The 18,272-nt window shown below is 68.2% G+C and carries 14 protein-coding genes; 6 read left to right on the top strand and 8 right to left on the bottom strand.

Annotated features, from left to right (window positions below):
• Window positions 1–56: 56 nt before the first annotated feature.
• Entirely contained in the window at window positions 57–1,040 is a 984-nt protein-coding gene (locus tag BN13_RS02975; protein WP_048544311.1) for a helix-turn-helix transcriptional regulator, read from the bottom strand.
• Between the two features lie 123 nt (window positions 1,041–1,163).
• Here BN13_RS02975 and BN13_RS02980 point away from each other — a divergent pair, with 123 nt between their 5' ends.
• Complete coding sequence (locus BN13_RS02980) at window positions 1,164–1,559, top strand: RidA family protein (protein WP_048548821.1); 396 nt, start codon at window positions 1,164–1,166, stop codon at window positions 1,557–1,559.
• A gap of 12 nt (window positions 1,560–1,571) precedes the next feature.
• Here the strand turns inward: BN13_RS02980 and BN13_RS02985 are convergent, their stop codons facing one another.
• The 7 genes from BN13_RS02985 to BN13_RS03015 form a co-directional block, all read right to left on the bottom strand.
• The gene (locus BN13_RS02985; protein WP_084733533.1) at window positions 1,572–2,897 is read right to left on the bottom strand and encodes an MFS transporter; all 1,326 of its coding nucleotides are present in this window, start codon (window positions 2,895–2,897) and stop codon (window positions 1,572–1,574) included.
• On the bottom strand, window positions 2,894–3,991 hold the full coding sequence (gene mnmA, locus BN13_RS02990; protein WP_048544313.1) for a tRNA 2-thiouridine(34) synthase MnmA: 1,098 nt from the start codon (window positions 3,989–3,991) through the stop codon (window positions 2,894–2,896). Before mnmA ends, BN13_RS02985 begins: the two co-directional genes overlap by 4 nt.
• Window positions 3,991–5,178, bottom strand: coding sequence for a cysteine desulfurase family protein (locus BN13_RS02995; RefSeq protein WP_048544314.1), 1,188 nt, complete (start codon window positions 5,176–5,178; stop codon window positions 3,991–3,993). Before BN13_RS02995 ends, mnmA begins: the two co-directional genes overlap by 1 nt.
• Before the next feature lie 129 nt (window positions 5,179–5,307).
• The gene (locus tag BN13_RS03000) at window positions 5,308–6,264 is read right to left on the bottom strand and encodes an electron transfer flavoprotein subunit alpha/FixB family protein (protein ID WP_048544316.1); all 957 of its coding nucleotides are present in this window, start codon (window positions 6,262–6,264) and stop codon (window positions 5,308–5,310) included.
• Window positions 6,265–6,292: 28 nt separating this feature from the next.
• Window positions 6,293–7,069 (bottom strand): electron transfer flavoprotein subunit beta/FixA family protein, encoded by a 777-nt coding sequence (locus BN13_RS03005; RefSeq protein WP_048544318.1) that lies wholly within the window; start codon window positions 7,067–7,069, stop codon window positions 6,293–6,295.
• Between the two features lie 140 nt (window positions 7,070–7,209).
• Window positions 7,210–7,989 (bottom strand): enoyl-CoA hydratase/isomerase family protein, encoded by a 780-nt coding sequence (locus BN13_RS03010; protein WP_048544320.1) that lies wholly within the window; start codon window positions 7,987–7,989, stop codon window positions 7,210–7,212.
• Between the two features lies 1 nt (window position 7,990).
• A complete protein-coding gene (locus BN13_RS03015) occupies window positions 7,991–8,563 on the bottom strand; it encodes a T3SS (YopN, CesT) and YbjN peptide-binding chaperone 1 (RefSeq protein WP_048544322.1) in 573 nt (190 codons plus the stop codon).
• A gap of 33 nt (window positions 8,564–8,596) precedes the next feature.
• On the opposite strand from BN13_RS03015, the gene glgX reads away from it, so the two are divergent.
• From glgX to pgm, 5 genes are all read left to right on the top strand, one after another.
• On the top strand, window positions 8,597–10,630 hold the full coding sequence (gene glgX / locus BN13_RS03020) for a glycogen debranching protein GlgX (protein ID WP_048544324.1): 2,034 nt from the start codon (window positions 8,597–8,599) through the stop codon (window positions 10,628–10,630).
• Window positions 10,631–10,747: 117 nt separating this feature from the next.
• The gene (locus BN13_RS03025) at window positions 10,748–12,829 is read left to right on the top strand and encodes an alpha-1,4-glucan--maltose-1-phosphate maltosyltransferase (protein WP_084733534.1); all 2,082 of its coding nucleotides are present in this window, start codon (window positions 10,748–10,750) and stop codon (window positions 12,827–12,829) included.
• Between the two features lie 7 nt (window positions 12,830–12,836).
• The gene (locus BN13_RS03030; RefSeq protein WP_048544325.1) at window positions 12,837–14,270 is read left to right on the top strand and encodes a maltokinase N-terminal cap-like domain-containing protein; all 1,434 of its coding nucleotides are present in this window, start codon (window positions 12,837–12,839) and stop codon (window positions 14,268–14,270) included.
• Window positions 14,267–16,492, top strand: coding sequence for a 1,4-alpha-glucan branching protein GlgB (gene glgB / locus BN13_RS03035; protein WP_048544327.1), 2,226 nt, complete (start codon window positions 14,267–14,269; stop codon window positions 16,490–16,492). Before BN13_RS03030 ends, glgB begins: the two co-directional genes overlap by 4 nt.
• On the top strand, window positions 16,489–18,153 hold the full coding sequence (pgm, locus tag BN13_RS03040; RefSeq protein ID WP_048544329.1) for a phosphoglucomutase (alpha-D-glucose-1,6-bisphosphate-dependent): 1,665 nt from the start codon (window positions 16,489–16,491) through the stop codon (window positions 18,151–18,153). Before glgB ends, pgm begins: the two co-directional genes overlap by 4 nt.
• Window positions 18,154–18,272 lie beyond the last annotated feature (119 nt).

An 18,272-nucleotide genomic window follows, 5' to 3' on the forward strand; every position in this document is an offset into this window, starting at 1 on the left:
GTCGACACCCACCGCGCCGGGCATTCCGACGAGGCGCGGGAGCGTCGCGGGTCGTGTCACTCCGCGCGGTCCGCCGGACCGGCGTACCGCGTCACGAGGCGGGCCGCGCGCTGGCGGAGAATGTCGCGAACCGATACGGGAGAAAGAACGTCGGCGTCATCGCCGAGCTGCCAGATGGCCCACACGGCATGCCGCTCATCCTCGAAGGAAACCTCGAGGCGAACCCAATGATCAAGCTCGGACTCCTCGGCGCGCACGGCTCGTGCCATGTCGAGCAGTTCCGACAGGCGCGGACGCCGAACGCGAAGGACCACAGGGAAGTCATGATCCGCGAGGAACTGAGCACAGCGCCTCGCCCACAGTTGGTCGAGGTCGACCCTCGCGGGTCGCTGGGCCGACTCGGGCAGTCGTTCGGCGCGCAGGATCCGAGAGAGCCGGTAGGTGCGCTCGGCCCCATCTCGCGTCGCCAGAAGATAGGTCCGACCCCGCACCGTGACCAAGCCGATGGGGTCCACTGTCCGCGAGGCCGCGGGCGCGGCGGGAGCCGCATACTCGATCTGCAGGCGCTTGCCGGCAAGCACGGCCTCACGCACGGGACGCAAGAGTGCCGATGGGATGTCTTCCCCCTCGGTCCGACGAGACAGGAGGTCTGTCGCCGGCTCGGCCAGCAAACGTTGCGCGGCAGCACCGAGCCCGCTCTGGTTCGATTCGGGCAGGGCATCGACGACCTTGCGCAGCGCCGAAGCCAGTGCGCCATCGAGCCCGAAGAGTTGCCCGCCGCCACTCGACCCGGCGGTGAGCAGCGCCAGGGCCTCGTCGTGATTGAGGCCGGTCAGTTCGCCGCGGAAGCCGGGCAATAGCGAGAACCCCCCAAGGCGGCCACGATCGGCATACACCGGCACGCCCGAGGTGGACAGGGCGTCGACATCGCGCAAGACGGTGCGCTGCGAGACCTCCAGCTCGCGCGCCAACTCACCCGCCGTCATGCGACCGCGCTGACGCAGCAGCAGAACCATCGAGACAAGCCGGTCCGCACGCACGCCTAAAGTCTGTCAAGGAAACACGACAGAAGATGACGTGATTTGGCTCCAGGCTGGTATCTGGACGTTGCCGAGGTGGGCGACCGGCCCGCCGACGTCCGGCAGACACAGATCGGAGAAGTCATGGAGCGGACCCCAATCAACCCCGTCGCCTGGTCAAAGGAACTGGGCTTCAACCAAGGCGAGGTAGTCGCCGGACACACGCGCACCCTCTACATCTCCGGGCAGACGGCGATGGATTCGCAGGGTCGACCGCAGCACGAGGGTGACATGAATGCCCAGCTGGGCCTGGCTCTGGACAATCTTGAAGACGTCCTGGCCGCAGCTGACATGACGCTCGCGAATGTGGTCCGCATCGGCGTCTACACCACCGATGTTGATGCGCTGTTCCCGCACTATGGCGTTATCGCGGGGCGACTCGCGGCCGCCGGGGTCGCGCCAACCACCACGATGCTCTGCGTCGCGCGGTTGGCCATCCCCGGCCAACTCATCGAACTCGACGGGACCGCCGTCGCCTAGTCCTCCAGGAGTTCAGGCTGCGTCGCGCGGCCCGTCGGCGGGAGACGACGGCGCGTCGGCGAGGGCTTGGCGCGCGAGGCGCTCGGCGACGGCGTGCGGGTCGGTGCGGGCGTCATACCGCCAGAAGTCGCGCAGCCAGGCGGCGGTCAGGCCGACGCCGGCGATGCAGGCGAGGCCGCCGCTGGTGATGGCGCCGCGCACATTCCACGCGTCGGCGACCAGGCCGGCGCGCATCTGCCCGCCGAGCGGGCCGACCGAATAGGACAGCATCTCGATCCCCGCGAGGCGACCCCGCATCCGCTCCGGGATGGTCTGGTTCCACACCGTGCCGCGGAAGACGGCGGAAATATTGTCGGCCGCTCCCGCAAGGGCGAGGGCACCCATCGCCAGCCAGATCGACGGCGCAAGCCCGACGAGGGCGATGGCCAGGCCGTATGCCGCGGCAGCGATCGTGATCGCCCGGCCGTGGTGATGCACGCGCGGCATCCACCCGGAAAGCGTCGTGGCGACGAGGGCGCCGACCGTTTCGGCGGAGTAGAGCATGCCGACCAGCTCCGGGCGACCGAAGACCTCCTCGGCGAAGGCCGGGAAGAGCACGATCGGCATCGCGAGGAACATCGCGGCGATATCGATGAGGTAGGTCGCGAGCAGATCGCGGCGGCGCACGGCATACGTCCAGCCCTCGGCGATGCCCTTCAGCGAGGGCGGGGTGGTCTCCTCGCGATGCGGATAGGGGCACATCGCGGCATACATCGCCGTGGCGACGAGCATCCCGACGACATCGACGACGAAGCACCAACCGATGCCCACCTTGGCGATCAGCAGCCCGGCCAGGGTGGGCCCGACGAAGAGCCCGGCGTGCAGGCCGAAGGATGCCAAGGCATTGGCTTGCGTCAGCTGGTCGTGCCGAACCGTCCTGGGCAGCAACGATTCTCGTGATGGTCGCTGCAGGGCGCCGACGCAGGTCAGGAGGGCGCCGACGATAAAGATGACCGGGATGCTGGGGTTGTCGCGGAAGGCATTCGCGGCCAGCACGGCCATGAAGAGCACCTGCGCGCTGCCGCACAGCACCAGCAGCCGCTTCCGATCGACATGGTCCGCGAGCGCGCCACCCCACAGGCCGAAGACGACAAGTGGCACGAGTTGTACCGCACCCATCAGCCCGACCATCGCGTTCGAGCCGGTCTCGCGATAGATCAGGAAGGGCAGCGCGACATAGGACACCATGTGCCCGACATAGAAGACGCTGCCCGCGATGAGCAGCAGCCGGAAGTCGCGCGACTCACGAGCGGGCGTCAGGTCGAGGCGAAGGGCAGCGATCCGGGAGCGCAGGCTCACGACGCGGGCTCGGTATGCCGCGCGCGCCCCGCTGTCTCGATCGTCGCCGACCCGACGACGCGGGTGCCGTCATACAGAACGACCGACTGGCCGGGAGCGACGCCGCGGATGCGTCGATCGAGGACGACCCGGACGCGGGCGCCGTCCGCCTCGACAGTCGCCGGCACCTCCTCGCCGTGGGCGCGGACCTGCGCGCCGAGCCGGCTGGGCCCGGTCGGGACGGGCCCGCACCACAGGGCCCGCATGCCGACGATCTCGTCGACGCCGAGCAGGTCTGCCGTCCCGATGGTCACGGTATTGGCTGCGCGGTCGATGCCCACGACATACCTCGCTTGGCCGTCCATCGCACTGCGGTCGAGGCCGAGGCCCTTGCGCTGGCCGATCGTGAAGCCGTAGGCGCCCTCGTGGTGACCGACCACCGACCCGTCGGCATCGAGGATCTCCCCCGGCTGCTCCCCTAGCCGCTTGGTCAGCCAGCCGCGGGTGTCCCCATCGGGGATGAAGCAGATGTCATAGGAGTCCGGCTTCTTGGCGACATAGAAGCCGCGCGCCGCCGCCTCCTCGCGCACCATCGGCTTGGTCGTGTCGCCGAGCGGGAAGAAGGCATGTGCCAGTTGCTCGGCGGTCAGGACGCCGAGGACATAGGACTGATCCTTCGCGGCATCGACGGCGCGGTGGAGTTCCCGACCGGCCGGACCGTCGACGATCTGCGCGTAGTGCCCCGTCGCCACCGCATCGAAACCGAGCGCGAGCGCCTTGTCGAGCAGGGCGCTGAACTTGATCTTCTCGTTGCACCGCAGGCAAGGATTGGGGGTGCGGCCCGCGGCATACTCCGCGACGAAGTCGTCCATGACATCGCGCTGGAAGCGGTCGGCGAGATCCCAGACATAAAAGGGTATGCCGAGCATGTCGGCCACCCGTCTGGCATCGCCGGCGTCCTCCAATGTGCAACAGCCACGGGCCGATTCGCGCAACGTCGCGGCCGATCGGGACAGCGCGAGGTGCACGCCGACGACCTCATGGCCGGCGTCCAGCATGCGCGCGGCGGCGACGGCGGAGTCGACGCCACCGCTCATCGCGGCGACGACCCGCATCAGGCGGCGCCTCGGGCTCGGCGCGCCCGGGCGACCGCCTCGGGGAGTGCCGCGAGCACCGCGTCGACGTCCGCGTGAGTGGACGTATGCCCGAGGCTCAAGCGAATCGCGCCGCCCGCCTCGTCCTCGGGGATGCCAAGGGCGAGCACGACGTGACTGGTTCTCGGGACGCCGGCGGTGCAGGCGGATCCCGTCGCCGCGTCGATGCCGGCAGCATCGAGCAGGAAGAGCAGGGAATCCCCGTCCGTGCCCGGGACGCGCAAGTGAACGTTGCCCGGCAGACGGTCGGCGGCGCTGCCTTTAGTCCACGCGCCCGTGACTTCGATGCCGAGACCGAGCGCCAGCGCGCCGCCAATGAGGTTGTCGCGCAACGCAATCAGTCGCTGGGCCTCGGCGTCCAAGCCGTGCACCGCGGTCTCCACCGCAACGGCAAGAGCGTGCGTGCCGGCGACGTCCAAGGTCCCGGACCGAATCTGCCGCTCCTGCCCCCCGCCGTGCATCTGGGGGACGACCTGCGCATCGCGTCGCGCCAGCAACGCGCCCGTCCCGACCGGCCCGCCGAGCTTGTGCCCGGTGAGCGAGAGCAGATCGACTCCGCTCGCGGCGAAGTCGACGGGGATGTGACCGACCGCCTGCACCGCATCGCAATGCATTGGTATGCCGTGTTCCCGCGCCACCGCGCTCAGGTCGGGGATGGGCTGGATGGTCCCGATCTCGTTGTTGGCCCACATGACGGAGACGAGCGCGACATCCTCGGGGTCGTCCTGGGCAAGCGCGGCCCGAAGAGAGCTGGCTGTCACGACGCCGTCCGGCGTCGGTTCGACGAAAGTGACATTCGCGTCCTGGCTCGCGCAGAGGTACTCGACCGGATCCAGCACGGCGTGGTGCTCTATTCCACTGAGGACGAGACGGTGGCGAGCCGGGTCGGCGAGGCGGCGCGCGGCATACGCACCCTTGATTGCGAGGTTGTCGGCCTCGGTGCCGCCCGAGGTGAAGATGACCTCACTCGGGGTGGCCCCGAGGGCGCCGGCGAGCCGCTCGCGCGACTCCTCGACCAGGCGTCGGGCGCCGCGACCTGCGGCATTGACGGCGGATGGATTGCCCAGAACGTCAAGAGCCTCGATCAGCGCCGCCCGCGCCGCTGGCAGCAGCGGTGTGGTGGCGGCGTGGTCGAGATAGGCAGTCACCGGGCTAGTCTAAGGACGGCGGCACTGGCGCCCCGAACCGACAACTCAGCACGAGTTAGTCAACTGTGGACAGCTTGCTAGGTGTCCACAGTTGACCAACTGCTGCTAGCAGAAGTTCGGAGGGATGGGTCAGGCCTTGCTGGCCTCAACCTGGGCGGTGGCCTGCGGGAGGACCGAGAACAGGTCGCCGACGACGCCGAAGTCGACCAACTCGAAGATCGGGGCCTCGGGGTCCTTGTTGACCGCGACGATCGTCTTGGAGGTCTGCATACCGGCGCGGTGCTGGATGGCACCGGAGATGCCGGCCGCTACATAGAGCTGCGGGCTGACCTGCTTGCCGGTCTGACCGATTTGGGCGGTGTGCGGGTACCACCCGGCATCGACTGCCGCGCGCGACGCGCCCACGGCGGCGCTGAGGGAGTCGGCGAACGCCTCGACCGCACCGAAGTCACCCGCGGTGCCGCGGCCACCCGAGACGATGATGGCCGCCTCGTTGAGCTCCGGACGCCCGCTGGCAACGCGCGGGCTCGACTCGGTGATCTTGGCCCCCTTGCCGCCCTCGGTGATGGTCAAGTTGACCGGGACGACCTGGGCCGCCGCCGCGGACTCCACCGGGGCGGCCGAGTTGGGCTTGACCGCGATGATCGGGGTCCCCTTGGTCACGCGCGCGGTGACGGTGTAGCTGCCGGCGAACACCGACTGCGTCGTCTCGACACCGCCGTCGCCCGCGACCACATCGACCGCGTCGGTGATCAGACCGGAGTCGGTCTTGATCGCCAGGCGTGCCGCGATCTCCTTGCCGGCCGGGTTGGCCGGGATGAGCACGGCGGCGGGCCGGAACTTCTTGACCAGCCCGGCCAGCAATTCCGCTTGCGGCGCAACGAGATAGCCCGTCACGTCAGCGTTGTCCATCGCGAACACGCGGGTCGCGCCGAAGCGCGCCAGCACCGGCTGGGCCTTCTCGACGCCGGGGCCGACAAAGATGGCGACAGGATTGCCCACCCGCGCAGCCAGGGTCAAGAGTTCTGCGGTGGTCTTGCGGACGACGCCATTGGCGTGGTCGACGAGCACGAAAACATCAGCCATGAGGGTTACTCCTACTCGCTCGGCCGGATCAGATGAACTTGCGGGCGGCCAGGAATGCGGCCAGCTTGGTGCCGCCGTCGCCCTCGTCGGTGACGATCTCGCCCTGCTCACGCGGCGGGCGCTTGGAGACGGACAAGACCTCGGTGTATGCGCCGCCGAGGCCGACCGACCCGGCATCGACTCCCAGGTCACCCAGCGACCACGTCTCGACCGGCTTCTTCTTGGCCGCCATGATCCCCTTGAAGGAGGGGTAGCGGGGCTCGTTGATCTGGTCGGTCACGGACACGACCGCGGGCAGCGCCGCCACGATCTGCTCGCTCGCGGCGTCGCCGTCGCGGCGGGCGCGCACCGCGCCGTCCGCCACCGCAAGCGTGGCCGACATCGTCACCTGCGGAAGCCCAAGTCGCTCGGCCAGCATCGCCGGCAAGACGCCCATCGTTCCGTCGGTGGATGCCATTCCCGTGAGGACGAGGTCGGGGGTGCCGGCCTTCTTGATCGCCTCGGCGAGCACCAGCGAGGTCCCGACGGCGTCGCTTCCGGCGATGGCCTCGTCATTGATGTGGATGCCCTTGTCGGCGCCCATCTGCAGGGCCTTCTTCAGCGCGTCGGCTGCACCCGCCGGCCCGATCGTCAGCACCGTGACTTCACCACTGTCGGCCTCGACGAGCTTCAGCGCCTCTTCGATGGCGTACTCGTCAAGCTCGGACAACAGGCCGTCACCGGTGCGGTCGGTGGTGTTGTCGTCCTCGAAGTGACGGTCCGCCTGCGTGTCCGGGACGTACTTGACACAAACGACGATGTTCATGAATTCGTCTTGCTTCCTGTCCGATGTCGCGCCGCACGTCGGGGCGCCTGGATGCCGTCCATCTTCGCAGCCGCAATCGCGGTGAACCGACCGCGCCCGACGTGATTACAGACACGCGGGCAGCGGGAGACCTGCCCTGGTCAGCGCCCGCAGAAGGTCGCCTTGCCGGGGCCGCGCTCGACGAACGAAGTCATTCCGGCCGAACGATCCTCGGTTGCAAAGAGCGCGGAGAACAGCATTCGCTCGATCTCCAAGCCCGTGCCGAGGTCGGTGTCCAAACCCCGGTCGATGGCCTCCTTGGCAGCCCGCAGGGCCAGCGACGCACCGCCGACATAACGCGACATACGTTCTCGGGCTACGGCATACACCTGATCTGCGGGCACGACCTCGTCCACGAGACCGATCGCCAGCGCCTCCGCAGCCTTGACGAATCGGCCGCTGAACACCAGGTCCTTGGCCTTGGCCGGACCGACCAGACGGGCTAGTCGCTGAGTGCCGCCGGCGCCGGGGATGATGCCCAGCAGCATCTCGGGCTGACCCAAGGTCGCGTCCTCGGCGGCGATCCGGAAGTCGCACGCGAGCGCGACTTCGCACCCACCACCCAGGGCATAGCCCGTGATGGCGGCCACGGTCGGCTTCGGGATTCCGGCGAGGGCCCGCGTGAAGTCCTGCAGCCCGTGCGACGCGCGAGCCATGTCGACATAGCTCATCGCCTGCATCTGCTTGATGTCCGCGCCCGCGGCGAAGACCTTCTCGCCGCCATAGACGATGACGGCCGCAATGTCGTCGCGCGACCCCGCCTCGGCAGCCGCCTCGGACAACTCCGTCTGAACTGTGAGGTTCAGCGCGTTCATAGGTGGGCGGTCGAGCCGGATCGTGCCGATGCCGTCCTCGACGTCGAGCCGGACGAACTCGCCCACGTCAGCGCTCGGCGCCGTTGAGGCCGAACGATGCCCCGGGTTCCGGCGCGGCTGGGCCAGGCTGACCCTGCGTCTGCGCATCCGCGGCGGACTGCATTGCCGCAAAGGCCTCATCACCCATCGCCCGCTGGTGCCACAGGCCAACCGCGTGCATCACGAGCGGAATGGCGACCTGGAACAGGCTCTGCAGGTCCGCCCCACGCGGCAACATGTGCTCGGATGTGACCAGCAGGGTGTCGTCGGCGAGCGCGGTCTTGATGCAGTTGAACGCCGCATTGACCTCATTACAGACCTCAAGTCGCTCCAGCCGCCCCTCCGGCACCGGCTCGCTGAGGCGCCACTGCCCGAACACGCGCACGATCTCGGCATCGTCGTCCGAGGGCCGCACAAACATCTGTTGGTCCTGCACGGTGAACGAAATGTCGCCGTCCTGGTCGACCTCGGGCTGCAGGCCGAGAGCGGTCACGGCCTCCAAAACGCGGTCGCGCAGCGGTGCCGGGGCCTCCTCGGGCTGGCCCCCGGCGGGAGCGGCGCCGAAGCCGGGCAGGTTGGGCAGAGCAGTGGGATCAGTCATGCCCCAACGCTACCCCGGGGCTAGCCTGTCCCTATGCCCCAATCGAGTCGGGAACTACCGCCGGCCCCCGGGATGCGACTCACTGACGTCGGCGCGGAGTTCTCGGTGTATGCCGGGCACGCCGACGCGGTGAGTCTGCTCTTGATCGATGGACCCGATCACGGAGCGCCCCGTCGAGAGATCCCGCTGACCGAACGAGCCCACGGTTGGTGGTTCGGCACCATCCCCGGGGTGCGCGCCGGACAGCGCTATGCGCTGCGCTCCGACGGCCCCCGCGACGCAGGCGCTGGCCATCACTACAACCCCGATGCGCTGCTGCTGGATCCGTATGCCCGCGCTATCGACAACCAGGGCATCGCCACCGTGGTGACCGGAGACTTCGACTGGTCCGGCGATGTGCACCCACAGCGCCGGTGGAGCGACACCGTGATCTATGAGGCCCACGTCCGGGGTCTCACGATGCGCCACCCCGGCGTGCCGGCCCACCTGCGCGGCACCTTCGCCGGCGTCGCGCACCCCGTGGTGATCGAGCACCTGCGCAGCCTCGGCGTGACGGCGATCGAGTTGCTGCCCATCCACGCCCTGATGAGCGAGTCGATGCTTGTGGCCAAGGGCATGGGCAACTACTGGGGCTACAACAGCCTCGGCTTTTTTGCGCCAGAGCCCCGGTATGCCGCGGCCCGCGATGCCGAGGGCATCCTCGCCGAGTTCAAGGGCATGGTGAAACTGCTGCACCAGGCGGGCATCGAAGTCCTCCTCGACGTGGTCTACAACCACACCGCGGAGCAGGGGTCGCGCGGCGGCCATACCCTCTCCTGGCGCGGGCTCGACAACCGCGCCTACTACCGCCTCGACGCCGGCGGACGCGAAGTCGACTTCACCGGCTGCGGCAACACCCTCGACCTGCGTCATCCCGTTGTCGTTCGGCAAGTGCTGGATTCGCTGCGCTACTGGGTGCAGGAGTGCCACGTCGACGGCTTCCGCTTCGACCTGGCGGTCGCCCTCGGTCGCGGCCGCGACGACGCCTTCGACCCCGACCACGCCTTCCTGGTGGCGTTGCGCTCCGACCCGATCCTGGCGACCACCAAGCTCATCGCCGAGCCGTGGGACGTCGGCCCCTTCGGCTGGCGCACCGGCGCATTCCCGCCGCCCTTTGCCGAGTGGAACGACCGCTACCGCGACGATGTCCGGACCTTCTGGCTGACCGATGTCGCGGCACAGTTCGGCAACCATCAGCGCCACGGCGTCCGCGATCTCGCCACGCGCCTGGCCGGCTCGGCCGACTTCTTCGCCCCCCACGACCGCGGGCCGCTGGCCTCGGTGAACTTCGTCGCCGCCCACGACGGATTCACGCTGGCCGACCTCACGGCATACAACGAGAAACACAACGAATCCAATGGCGAGGGCAACCGCGACGGCTCGTCCCACAATCGCTCGTGGAATCACGGCGTCGAGGGCCCCAGCGACGACCAGAACGTCCTCGACTGGCGCAGGCGCGCGATGCGCAACTTGCTGGGCACGCTGCTGCTCTCCCAAGGCGTGCCAATGATCAATGCGGGCGATGAGTTCGGTCGTAGCCAGCACGGCAACAACAATCCCTACTGCCAAGACAACGAACTCACGTGGTTCAACTGGCAGCACAAGCCCTGGCAGCAGGCGCTGATGGCGACGACGGCCCACCTCACCTCGCTTCGCCGGCAATTCCCCGTGCTGCGCCAACGGCATTTCCTCACCGGCGCGGAGTCGTCGGGCGGCGTTCGCGACGTCGCCTGGTATGGCGCGGATGGCCTCCCCATGTCCGCGGCAGCCTGGGACAACTCGGCCACCTCCGTCCTGCAGATGCTGTTGCACAGCACCGATCCACAGGAGACGGGGCTGCTCCTCGTCGTCAACGGCGGCATCAACGAGCGCACGGTGACCCTCCCCGGGGGGAGCGACGCGGCATACGAACTGCTGTGGAATAGCGCTGATGAGTGGCCGGGTGAGCCGGGTCCCCGGCGCGGCCCGAGCCCGATTGCGTTGGCCCCGACCACGATTCAGGTATGGGGGTGCCCCACCCCCGCCTGACGGGCACCCGTTTGCGGCACCTGATCACGCCACGGGTGGGTGCGACAGACGAGACTCGGTTCGAGGACGGAGGTGGGCCCCGGTGCATCGAGCAGCGTCAGCCGATAGCGTTGGGATGTGACCAATGCCTCCTCTCCCGCTGCCGCATCCCTCGACTCGGCCTCGGGCGGCACGGCGACCACGCCGCCGCTGTCGACGCCTCCGCAGACGCCGATCGGCCGGATCCCCGTCCAAAACGTCGAGCCCGTCGTCGACAACGGCTCCCGGCCCGCGAAGTCCGTTGTTGGCGAGACGTTTCCGGTGTCAGCGACGGTCTTCCGCGAGGGTCACGACGCCGTCAACGCGAGCCTCGTGCTGACCGATCCCGACGGCCGGGAAGCCGTTAGCGCGATGGTGTGCGCCAATCCGGGCCTCAACCACTGGGTCAGCGAGATCACCGCCGACCGGCCGGGACTGTGGCATTACCGGATCGAGGGCTGGTCCGATCCCTACGGCACCTGGGTCCACGACGCCACGATCAAGGTGGCAGCCGGTGTCGACGTCGAGCTCATGCTCACCGAGGGTGCGCTGCTCATGTCCCGCGCCGCCAAGCAACCGGGCCGCTCCGGGACCGGTCGCCTGCTCCTGGACGAGGCCGCCGCCGCCCTCGCGGACACCGGCCAGACTGCCGAGGTGCGGCTCAACGCCGGCCTGAGCCGCGAGGTTCACGAAGAAATGGCCGCTCTCGCCCTGCGCGACATGGTCAGCCCCTCCCTCGACTACCCGCTCTTGGTCGAGCGCGAGCGGGCTCTGTATGGCGCGTGGTACGAGATCTTTCCGCGCTCCGAAGGCTGCCGCTACGACTCCGAGACGGAGCAGTGGGTCTCGGGCACGTTCGCCACTGCCGCGAAGCGGCTGCCCGCCATTGCCGCGATGGGCTTCGATGTCGTCTATCTGACGCCGATCCACCCGATCGGTCGCGCCGCGCGCAAGGGCCCCAACAACACCCTGAACGCCGGGCCGCACGATCCCGGCAGCCCTTATGCCATCGGCTCCCCCGATGGCGGGCACGACGCCCTGCACCCCGACCTCGGCACGTTCGACGACTTCGACGCCTTCGTCGCCGAGGCCGAGCGGCTCGGGATGGAGGTCGCGATGGACATTGCGCTCCAGGCCTCTCCCGATCACCCGTGGGTGAACTCGCACCCGGAGTTCTTCACCACGCGGGCCGACGGCACGATCGCCTACGCCGAGAACCCCCCGAAGAAGTACCAGGACATTTATCCGCTCAACTTCGACAACGATCCGGCCGGGGCGTATGCCGAGGTCCGCCGCGTGATCCAGGTCTGGATCGACCACGGCGTCAAGATCTTCCGCGTCGACAACCCGCACACCAAGCCGGTGGAGTTCTGGCAGTGGCTGATCGAGGACGTCGCCAAGGACCACCCCGACGTCATCTGGCTCGCCGAGGCTTTCACCAAGCCAGCCATGATGCACACGCTCGGCAAGGTGGGGTTCCAGCAGAGCTATACCTACTACGCCTGGCGCAACGCCCGTTGGGAGCTGCAGGAATACTGCACCGAACTCGCCGGCCCGGCCGCGACCTACATGCGTCCGAGCTTCTGGCCGACGACCCACGACATCCTCACGCCATACATGCAATTCGGCGGCCTCGCTGCGTGGAAGTTGCGCGCGGCATTGGCCGCGACACTCGTGCCGACCTATGGCATCTACGCAGGCTACGAACTCGTCGAGCACGTCGCCCGCCCGGGTGCGGAGGAGCAGATCGACAACGAGAAATACCAGTTCAAGGACCGGCGCTGGGCTGACTATGAGAAGGGCGGCCCGAAAGAAGGGCAGTCCCTCGCGCCGTACCTCACGCGGATCAACGAGATTCGCGCCGCGCACCCCGCCCTGCGTTGGCTGCGCAATCTGCGGTTCCACCACGTCGACGACGACAACATCATGTGCTTCTCGAAGTCGCGGGTGCTGTCCGACGGTCAGATCGACACGATCATCGTCGTGGCGAACCTCGACCCGCACAGCACGCGGTCCTCGATGGTCCGCCTCAACATGCCCGCCCTCGGGATGGGCTATCACGACAGCTTCGTCGCGCACGACCTGATCACGGATGCGACGTGGCAGTGGTGGGAGCACAATTACGTGCGCCTCGGCCCCGAGGGCGAGCCCGTGCACATCATCCACGTCCGTCGTTCCTGAGGTAGGCATGGCCACCATCCACACCGGCGCTACCCTCACCCCCTCCAAGGTCGAGCTCCTCACCGCCTGGATCGGCTCCCAACGGTGGTATGCCGCGAAGGGCCGCACGCCGCAGTTGCGTCGGCTGTTCTCGTGGCGGCTGGACGATCCCGCCGGCGAGGTGGGACTGGAGTCGATCGTCATTGCGGACGATGCGACGACTCCCCCGCTCGTCTATCAGATTCCGCTCACCTATCGCGGGACGCCATTGCCCGGCGGTGAGCACGCCCTCGTCGGAACCCTCGACCACTCGGTCCTCGGCCATCGCTATGTGTATGACGCTCCCCACGACCCCGTGTATGCCGAGCGGCTCTTCGCCCTCGCCACGGGCGCGGCCGAGGCGGTGTCGTCCACCACGGACGACACACCGGAGGAGGCCGTGTCGGGCACCGGTGTCTCGCAGGGCTGGCGGTTGATCAGTTCCCGCGTGCTGTCGGGTGAGCAGTCCAACACCTCCATCATCGGTATGGCCGTGGACGCCGACGGCGGAGAGCACCCGGTGATCACCAAGGTCTTCCGGGCGCTGGCTGCCGGCGAGAACCCGGATGTGGTGCTGCAGGGGGCGCTGGCAGCGGCCGGCTGCCCCCGCGTCCCAGCGAGCCTGGGGGCCATTTCCGGCGCCTGGCCGTCGGCGGACGGCGGGCAGGCCCATGGGCACCTCGCCTTCGCGCAGGAGTTCCTGCCCGGAGCGCAGGACGCCTGGCGCGAGGCCCTCACTGCGGCCGGTTCCGGGGCGTCCTTCGGCGCCCGCGCGCAGGCGCTCGGGGAAGCGACCGCCGAGGTGCACGCGGTCTTGGCGTCCGAGCTGCCGACGGAGGCCGCCGAGCCCGGACGCATCGGCGAGATCGTCGCCGAGATGCGCGCGCGCTTCGCCGCGGCTGCCGCAGAGGTCCCGCCCCTGGCGACCTACCGAGATGACATCGACGCGGTGTATGCCGCGGCCGAGGCCGCCCAGTGGCCCGACTTCCAGCGCATCCACGGGGACTACCACCTCGGTCAGGTGCTCGAGATCCCGGAGCGTGGTTGGGTGCTGCTGGACTTCGAAGGTGAGCCGTTGCGGCCCCTCGCCGAGCGCACCCGCACCGACCAGCCGCTGCGCGATGTCGCGGGCATGCTGCGCTCCTTCGATTACGCAGGTGGTTCGGTGGAGCAAGGCACCCGGGGTCTGTCGGCCCGCGACTGGGTCGCCGAGGCGCAGCAGACGTTCCTCGACGGCTACACCAGCGTGTCTGGCCGCGATCCCAGGACGGCAGGCCCGCTGCTCGACGCCTTCCTGGTGGACAAAGCGTTGTACGAAGTGGTCTACGAGGCTCGCAATCGGCCGGCGTGGATCGACATACCTCTAACCGCAATCGATCGGCTCTTCCGCGACGAAGACGCCACCAAGGAGGACCTACCGTGAGCCCCACTCCCCCCAGCGCTCTTCCCGGAGCGCGCTGGTCGCTGGCCAATGGCCGCCACCAGCAACCCCACGATGTGCTCGGGCAGCACGTCGAGACGGATGGCCTGCGCATTCGGACCATGCGGCCGCTTGCCAACTCGGTGCGCGTTCGCTTCGAGGACGGTGAGATCCTCGACCTTGAGCATGAATCCGATGGTGTCTGGAGTGGCCTGCGGGGCGACGTCGGGCAGACGATGGACTATCGCATCCTGACGACCTGGGGCGACGGCATCGAGCACGAAGCCGACGACCCTTACCGCTTCGCCCCGACTGTCGGGGAGATCGACCGCTTTCTGTTCAATGAGGGTCGTCACGAGGAGCTGTGGAAGGTCCTCGGCTCGCATGTGCGCACCTATCCCGGCCCGATGGGCGATGTGACCGGCACGTCTTTCTCGGTGTGGGCACCTCGCGCCAAGGCCGTCTTCGTCGTCGGAGACTTCAACGGCTGGGACGACCGCGTTCACCCCATGCGCCTGCTCGGCAACTCGGGCATCTGGGAACTCTTCATTCCCGGCGTGGGCGCCGGCTCGGCATACAAATTCCGGATTCGTGGAGCCGACGACGTCGAGCGGGACAAGGCCGACCCGATGGCGCGGCGCACCGAATGCCCGCCGCGAACGGCCTCGGTCGTGCACGACTCGCGCTATGAGTGGACGGACGACGACTGGCAGGCCAAGCGCAAGGCCGACAACCCGCACACCGGCCCGATGAGCGTCTACGAGGTCCACCTCGGCTCGTGGCGCCAGGGTCTGTCGTATGCCGAGTTGGCCGAACACCTGGTCAACTACGTCTCCGACCTCGGGTTCACGCACGTCGAGTTCCTGCCGGTGATGGAGCACCCCTACGGGCCGTCATGGGGTTATCAGGTCACCGGCTACTACGCGCCGACCGCGCGATTCGGGACGCCGGACGACTTCAAGTACCTCGTGGACAAGCTTCACCAAGCCGGCATCGGCGTCCTGCTGGACTGGGTCCCGGCGCACTTCCCCAAGGACGAATGGGCGCTGGCGCGCTTCGACGGACTCGCGCTCTATGAGCACGCCGATCCGCGGCGCGGCGACCAACCCGACTGGGGGACACACATTTTCGACTTCGGCCGCAAGGAGGTGCGCAACTTCCTGGTCGCCAATGCGACCTACTGGCTGGAGGAGTTCCACATCGACGGCCTGCGCGTCGACGCCGTCGCGAGCATGCTCTACCTCGACTACTCGCGGGCCGGCGGCGAGTGGCTCCCGAACCAGTACGGCGGCCGGGAGAACCTCGAAGCCATCGGGCTGCTCCAGGAAGCCAACGCCACGGCATACAAGCGCGAGCCTGGGGTTGTGACGATCGCCGAGGAGTCGACGTCGTGGCCCGGGGTCACCAAGGCCACCTCCAGCGGCGGTCTCGGATTCGGGTTGAAGTGGAATATGGGGTGGATGAACGACTCGCTGCGCTACCTGCAGCGGGACCCGGTCTATCGCCAGTATCACCACAACCTGCTGACCTTCTCGCTGATGTATGCCTACAGCGAGAACTACGTCCTCCCGATCAGCCACGACGAGGTCGTCCACGGCAAGGGCTCGCTGGTCGGCAAGATTCCCGGCCACCGGTATGACCAGTTGGCCACTCTGCGCGCCTATCTCGCCTACATCTGGAGCCACCCGGGCAAGCAGCTGATCTTCATGGGTTGTGAGTTCGCGCAGCCCTCGGAGTGGGCCGACGGGCGCTCGCTCGACTGGTGGCTGCTCGACCACGCGGCGCACTACCGGGTTCACAACCTGGTCAAGGAGCTCAACACGATCTATCGCGGTCGGGACGCGCTCTGGGCGCAGGACTCCAACCCGGCCGGCTTCGAATGGCTCAACCCGCACGACAATGCGGGCAACACCTTCTCGTATGTGCGCTTCGGTCGCCAGGATCGCGGCGAGCGCAACGCGGTGGCGGTCGTGGTGAACTTCGGCGGCGGGCCTCGCGACGGCATGCGCATCGGGCTGCCGTATGCCGGTCAGTGGGAGGTCATCCTCGACACGTCCGGCTACGACGAGTATGGCTCGCTCAGTCAGGCCGGCGTGATCCTCACTGCCGAGGAGCAGCCGTGGGACAACCAGCCCTACAGCGCCACGGTCTTTGTGCAAAAGCTCTCGGCCATCTACCTCGCCCCGGTGGCCGACAGGACCGATGAGGACGGACCCAGCGCGTGACCCACGACCGCGCCGGACAGGTCGCGCAGTCGGGCGACCTGGTGGACATCGCTCACCTGATCACCGCCTACTACACCGGCAAGCCGGACCCTGACAACATCGACCAGCAGGTCGCGTTCGGGACTTCCGGCCACCGGGGGACCTCGCTGAAGACCGCCTTCAACGAGGACCACATTCTCGCCACCACCCAGGCGATCGTGGACTATCGCCGTGAGCAGGGCTTCGACGGCCCGCTGTTCATCGGTCGCGACACGCACGGCCTGTCCGAGCCCGCGTGGGCGTCGGCGCTGGAGGTGCTGGTCGCCAATGACGTGACGGTGCTGGTGGATTCGAGCGACCGCTACACCCCGACGCCGGCGGTGTCGCACGCCATCCTGACAGCCAATCGCGGGAAGGTCGGCGGCGTCGACGACATGCCGGCTGGGATCGGCTTGGCGGATGGCATCGTGGTGACCCCGTCGCACAATCCGCCGACGGACGGTGGTTTCAAGTACAACCCGCCGCACGGTGGGCCGGCCGACACCGATGCCACGAAGTGGATCGCCGCGCGGGCGAACGACTACATCCGGGCTGAGCTGGTCGGGGTCAGGCGCATCCCGTTCAGCCGGGCTCGGGCGGCTTGTCAGTCCTATGACTTCCTCGGGACGTATGTCGATGACCTCCCCAATGTCATCGACATCCAGGCCATTCGCGACGCCGGCATCCGCATCGGCGCCGACCCGCTGGGTGGCGCCGCGGTGGACTATTGGGGCGCGATTGCCGACCGACACGGGCTCGATCTGACCGTCGTCAACCCGCTGGTCGACCCGACGTGGCGATTCATGACCTTGGACTGGGACGGCAAGATCCGCATGGACTGCTCGTCGCCCTTTGCGATGGCCTCGCTGATCGACAAGCGCGACCAGTTCCAGATCGCCACGGGCAACGACGCGGATTCCGACCGGCACGGGATCGTCACCCCCGACGGCGGGCTGATGAACCCCAACCACTATCTGTCAGTGGCGATTCAATATCTGTATGGCGGTGCCCGCCCCGGCTGGCGCGCCGACGGCTTCGTGGGCAAGACACTGGTGTCGAGTTCGATGATCGACCGCGTTGCGGCGGACCTCGGGCGACGGTTGGTCGAGGTGCCGGTCGGGTTCAAGTGGTTCGTGCCTGGACTGCTCGACGGCTCCGGCCCCTTCGGTGGCGAAGAGTCGGCGGGCGCGTCCTTCCTGCGGATGGACGGGACCGTCTGGACCACGGATAAGGACGGCATCCTGCTGGCCCTGCTCGCGTCCGAGATCCAGGCCAAGACGGGCAAGAGCCCGAGCCAGTTGTATGGCGAGTTGACGGCAAAACACGGCAGCCCGGCATACGCCCGCATTGACGCCCCCGCCAACCGGGAGCAGAAGGCGAAGCTGGGAGCTCTCTCCCCCGCCGATGTCGCCGCCGAAACCCTTGCGGGAGAAGCGATCACGGCCAAGCTGACCGAGGCACCGGGCAATGGCGCCAAGATCGGCGGGCTGAAGGTCGCCACCGAGTCCGCGTGGTTCGCCGCGCGCCCGAGTGGCACCGAGGACGTCTACAAGATCTACGCGGAGTCCTTCAAGGGACCCGAGCACCTGGCGCAGGTCCAGGCCGAGGCCCGCGACGTCGTGAGCGCGGCGCTCGGCGCTTAGCCCCCACCCACCAGCCACCCCAAGCCCCGTGTCGGCGGCCTGGGGTGGCTGGTGCCGACCGTGGAACTTCTGCTAGCAGCAGTTAGTCAACTGTGGACACCTTGCAAGGTGTCCACAGT

The organism is Nostocoides jenkinsii Ben 74 (assembly GCF_001046875.1).
GTDB lineage: Bacteria > Actinomycetota > Actinomycetes > Actinomycetales > Dermatophilaceae > Nostocoides_A > Nostocoides_A jenkinsii.